The organism is Streptomyces lycii, from assembly GCF_009735685.1.
Taxonomy (GTDB): domain Bacteria; phylum Actinomycetota; class Actinomycetes; order Streptomycetales; family Streptomycetaceae; genus Streptomyces; species Streptomyces lycii.
This window is the reverse complement of the sequence record NZ_WHPN01000062.1, coordinates 1-4,585: the sequence shown is the minus strand read 5'-3', so window position 1 is coordinate 4,585 and position 4,585 is coordinate 1. Positions and strand designations below refer to the sequence as shown.

Here is a 4,585-nt window from a genome sequence, read left to right as displayed (position 1 = left end):
CGGCGGGGGAGCGCCCGCTGGGTCACGGCGTGCGCGGCCAGCACCCTGCGGGAACGGTCGGGGCCGGACGGCAGGATCAGATAGGCGAGCCGGACGAGCCGCGGATAGTGCTCGACGAGCGCCGCCTCGGCCAGCTCCGGCCCCACGGCACCGACGGCGCCCGCCGGGCGGCCCGGCGGGCGGGGAGCGGTCGGGTCTGCGTCTGGGCGAGTCACAACCAGCTGAACGAGTGATGCGGGCGTTGGTCACCGGGGCCGGACGGGACGGCGCGGGTGGGACGCCGCCGCCGAGGTGGCGCGCCGCGGTCCCGTGCGGGGGAGGGACCGCGGTCCCGTGGGGGTGAGGTGCCGCGGCCCGTTGCGGGGGAGGGGCCGTGGTCCCGTGCGGAGGACGGACCACCGTCCGCCCCGGCGTGGTGCCGCCGCCGCGGTCCCGCCCGCGAGCGGCGCGACGGCACCACCCCCGTGCCCCGCCCCCGTAACCTTCCCCGCCTCCGCCTCCGCCTCCGCCTCTGCCTCAGGCGCGGGCCGCGTCGCACCGGTGTGGGTGCCGCCGCCGGCCCGGCCCGGTGCGGGCGGCCACCCCGCCGGGCCGTTCAGTCGGTCCGCCAGCCGCTGAACTCGACGAGTCCGCGCGCCGGGCCGCCCCCGTTCGCCGCCGTCATGAACATCCCCGTGTCCTGCCCGTCCGCCGCCGCACCCGGCACCCGGACCGTGCCGACCGCCCGCCAGGTCGTGCCGTCGTCGGCCGAGAACTCCCCGGTGTACGAGTCCCTGCCGGTCCGGGTCAGCCGGAGCAGCACCGGTGCGGCCGTCCCGGTCACCCGGCGGTAGGTGTCGAGGGTGCCGTCGCCGGTGGAGTCGAAGGAGAGCACCACCCCGCTGGACGGCGTGACGGCGAGGTTCAGGAAGCCGGGCGCGCCCGCCTCGGCCAGGTCGTCCCGGACGACGATGCCCGCCCGGGCCCAGGGACCGGTGTTCTCCTGGCTGTCGACGCGCACGGTGACCACGGCCCCGATGGTGAGCGCGCCCGGGCGGTACAGCGAGCCGAACTCGGCGGTCGCGCGCCACAGATCGGCCCCGCCGCCCGCGATGCCGTAGCGGTCGGCGAGCCGGCCGAAGACGGCGTCGTTCGTGGTCGTCGTACGCCATTCCGCGCCGAGGGCGCCGGCCAGATGGAGGACGCCGGGGTGGGTGGTGCGGACCCGAGCGCGGCCCTCGCCGTACCGCACCGCCGTCTCGTACGGCAGCGGGGTCAGCGGCTTCTCCAGGGGCCGGTCCGGGGCCGTGACCCGCCAGCGGGTCTCTGCGGTGCCGCCCGCCGGGACGCCGGGCACCGAGACGGGGCCCAGCGGCTCGGCTTCGAGGGCGTTGCCGCCGCCGGAGCCCTCGAACGCGAAGTCGACGGTGCCCGCGGGGGCGAGCCCGTTGAGGTTGCGGAAGGCGGCGGTGAGGACGGCGCTGCCGCCGGGCGGCACGGTGGCCGGTTCGGCGGTGACGGTCACGCCGCCCTGGTACGGGGCCGTCGCGAGCGCCCGGTGGACCGTGCGGGCCACGTTCTCCAGGTTCGTGCCGGGCTCGGTGGGATAGCGCCTGCGCTCCCGCGTCCACGGTTCCTCGGTCGCGTACCAGTCGAAGGACTTCGGTTCGCGCTCCTCGGCGAGGGCGGACTCCAGTTCCTCCAGATAGCTCCGCCACTGCGGGAGGTGCACGTCGCCGATGAGGCCGTGCCAGTCGCGGTTGGCGTAGTTGGCGAGCCGGCCGCCGTCCGCGGTGGGCCGGTCCGCCCAGGTGGTGACGAGCACCCGGGCCGTGCGCTCCAGCTGGGCCTCCTCCTCCGGGTCCGACGCCATCCGCCTGGCGTCCTCGAGCCAGGGGCCGAGCAGGAACCGGCGGTCGGCGAGGGCCAGGTCGTCGCTGAGCCGCATCAGCCGGAGCCACAGGGCGGCCAGTCCGGTGAAGGCGGAGCGGTCGCGGCGTTCGTAGGCGGTACGGAGCTGGGGGAGCAGCACCCAGGAGCGGTTCGCGAGCGCCTGCCGGGCGGTGTCGGCGAGGTCGTAGTGGAAGGTGTCGGAGCCGCGGAGCCCCTTCGGCACGGCCATCAGCGCGGCGAACGCCCGGTCGAAGCCCGGCAGGTCGAACGCCGGGGTGTGCGTCGCGTAGTGGGTGCCGGAGTTCGCGGTGAGGCTCGGGCGGGCGGCGAAGATGCTGTCGTGCGGGCGGCCGTCCCGGCTGCTGATCTCGTACGCGGTGTCGCGCAGCGCCGAGAAGGCCGCGCGGGCGTGCTCGTCCCGCTCGCCGTAGCGGAAGTCGGCGTACCCCTGGAACCACGCGGTCCGGTCCACCGGCTCCTGCCGCCAGGCCAGCTCGCTGAACAGCTCGAAGGCGGCGGGGTCGCGCTCGGCGGCCTCGGCCATGTAGGCGGTGCCGACGAGTCTGCTGCCGGGTCTGTCGCGCCAGGCGGTGAAGCGCTCGGCCCACATGTGCGTCTTGGCGCCGACGGTGGTGCGGCCGCCGAAGTTCGGGATGGTGCCGAACGCGTACGGCGCGCCGCCCCAGTCGGTCTCCCGGTCGGTGACCGTGTCCAGGTCGGAGAGGCCGTCCACGACCAGCACCCGGTCCTGGTCGAGGGCGTCGAGCACGTCCCGGCGCGGGTTGTCCTGCCAGCCGAGGATCACCCACACGGAGTCGGGGCGGGCGGCGCGCAGCGCGGACTCGACGGCGCGGGCGGCCTCGGGAACGGGCACGTCACCGGGGTCGCCGCCCTCGTGCAGCAGGTCCATCTTGAAGTGGCTGACGGGGCCGAAGAGGTCTTCCTGGTGGCGGTAGAAGGACGTGGCGGCCTCGGCGAAGACCTCGGTGCGCGGGTCGAGCCAGTCGGGCCGCTTCAGTCCGGCCCAGGTGCCCTGCGGGACGGTGCGGGCGCCCGGGTTGCGGTCGGCGAAGCCGTCCGGGACGGTGCCGAACCAGCCGGGCAGCACCGGGGACATGCCGAGTTCGCGCATCCGGTCGGTGATCCGGCGGGCCAGCGCGGCGCGCCGCGCGATCAGCTCCGGGCTGACCGGGCCGCCGTAGCCGCTCATGTTCTGCAGCAGCCACCACGGCTGGTGCGAGGGGGCCGGGATCCAGGCGCGGGCCTCCGCGTCCGTGTAGCCGAAGTCCTGGAGCAAGCGGTGGTAGACGGCCTCCTGGCCGGCGGTGACCAGCACCTCGTTGCAGCCGTGCAGGGCCATGACGTCGATCAGGCGTTCCCAGCGGGCCCAGTCGGCGTACGGGGCGGTGTAGCCGTCGTGGGTGTCGTTGAGCGCGAACCGGTGCGGCACGGTGGCGGACCGCTCCAGCGGGCTGTCCGGCGCGGGCAGCCGGTCGGGCAGCGCGGTGTGCGTACCGGCCCAGGAGATGTGCGCGCGGCAGACGTACTTCAGATACCAGTGCGCGCCGGTGAGGAGGACCGCGGGGCCGGTGCCCGAGATCTCGACGGCTCCGGCGGCGCCTGCGACGCGGAAGCGCTCCGGGCCGCCGCGCAGGGCCCGCAGCCGGAACTGGGCGGCGTGCCGCTCACCCAGCAGCCGCTCCAGGGCGGCGCGCGCCGGGGCGGTGTCGAAGAGCGGCCGGCCGGCGGGCTCCGGCGCCCCGGCCGCGGCGCCGGCGGGGGAGTGGCTGCTCAGAGCCGTACCGAGGCCGATCGCTCCGGCAGTGCCCAGCAGCATGCGTCGAGTCAATCCGGTCACGAACGCTCCCCACGGTGCGTAGCAAAGCGACAACAGAAGAGTGAGTTGTGCACGGTAATGACCGGATTGGGGCAGAGCAATGGGGCGCGCGGACCTGCCGTTCTCCACCCGGCGGCGCTCCGGAACGGGCACGATGGCCCGTGCGTGGGGACGCATCACGTGGAGGATCCGACGATGGGACGCAACTTCCGTACCGGGGCCGCCGCTTTGACGGCCGGCGGCGTGCTGCTGCTCGCCGCGGGCTGCGGCGGAACGGACGACGGAACCGGGAGGAAGGACCGCGGGGCCCCGAGGACGGCGACCGGCACCGTCGAACAACTGGCCGAGAAGGCCACCTGTGAGCCGGACATCCAGATCGACGCCGCCGAACTCCGCCAGGGTCTCTGCGGCGAGGGGGACGGGCGCTACGTCCTCACCACGTTCGCCACCCACCGGGGACAGCAGGACTGGCTGTCCGAGGCACAGGCGTACGGAGGCTCCTATCTGGTCGGGCCGAAATGGGTCGCGGTCGGCGAACCGGAGGTGCTCGCCGGTGTGCGCGACAGCCTGGGCGGCGAGGTGGAGACGGCCCCGTCGCACGGCGGCTCGGAACACCCCGGGGAGAAGGAGCACCCCGGGGGCGCGGAACCCTCCGGGAAGCCGGAACCCTCCGGGAAGCCGGGGCACTCCGGTGACGGGGGCTCCGGCGGGCACGGCGACGGGCACTCCGGTGACGGGGGCTCGGGCAGGCACGGCGACGGGCACTCCGGCGCGCATTGACGCGGACCCGTTTCGTACGGTCCGTCTCGTGAGGCAGCCCGTGCGGTACGCCGACTCGTGCCGTGCGGGGGCCCGCCCCGTGCGGCGGCCCGTGCG

At 75.5% G+C, this 4,585-nt stretch carries 2 protein-coding genes and 1 pseudogene; 1 reads left to right on the top strand and 2 read right to left on the bottom strand.

Translation table 11 applies throughout. The features are described from left to right. Both GCU69_RS34680 and GCU69_RS03180 read right to left on the bottom strand, forming a co-directional pair. Nucleotides 1–215, bottom strand: a pseudogene (locus GCU69_RS34680) (hypothetical protein); the annotation flags it as partial. A 380-nt stretch (nt 216–595) separates the two neighbouring features. Further along, the gene (locus tag GCU69_RS03180) at nt 596–3,709 is read right to left on the bottom strand and encodes an alpha-N-acetylglucosaminidase (RefSeq protein WP_176604513.1); all 3,114 of its coding nucleotides are present in this window, start codon (nt 3,707–3,709) and stop codon (nt 596–598) included. A 195-nt stretch (nt 3,710–3,904) separates the two neighbouring features. Here GCU69_RS03180 and GCU69_RS03175 point away from each other — a divergent pair, with 195 nt between their 5' ends. Continuing rightward, on the top strand, nt 3,905–4,489 hold the full coding sequence (locus GCU69_RS03175) for a hypothetical protein (protein ID WP_235978183.1): 585 nt from the start codon (nt 3,905–3,907) through the stop codon (nt 4,487–4,489). Nucleotides 4,490–4,585 lie beyond the last annotated feature (96 nt).